General features: G+C 47.1%; 1 protein-coding gene. It reads right to left on the reverse strand.

Annotated elements, in window-relative coordinates; genetic code table 11:
- Window positions 1-410 (reverse strand): Ig-like domain-containing protein (locus H5115_RS20005; protein WP_182756988.1); only part of this gene is annotated, 410 nt, incomplete at both ends.

The following is a 410-nucleotide window of genomic DNA, read 5'->3' on the forward strand; positions in this document are numbered from 1 at the left end:
ACAGTATAAGTTACCGTGGCGAGTCCATTGGTATTCGCAGCTGGGGTATATTGAATTTGATTGCCAACTACTGAGGCTGAGCCAATATCAGCTGATGCTGCGCTTATGACAAGGCTATCGCCATCTTCATCAGAGTCATTGGCTAATACGTTTATCAGTATTGGTGCTGCATCTTCCGCCATGGTCGCGGTATCGTTATTAGCAACAGGTGCATCATTCACGGCAGTTATCGTAACGGCGACTGTGGCTGTATTGGTCCCACCATTATTGTCACTAACAGTATAAGTTATCGTGGCAAGTCCATTGGTATTCGCAGCTGGGGTATATTGAATTTGATTGCCAACTACTGAGGCTGAGCCAATATCAGCTGATGCAGCACTGATCGTCAGGCTGTCGCCATCCACGTCTGA

The sequence above is a fragment of the Pseudoalteromonas sp. SR44-2 genome (genome assembly GCF_014163745.1).
In the GTDB taxonomy this organism is placed as follows: Bacteria; Pseudomonadota; Gammaproteobacteria; order Enterobacterales; family Alteromonadaceae; genus Pseudoalteromonas; species Pseudoalteromonas distincta.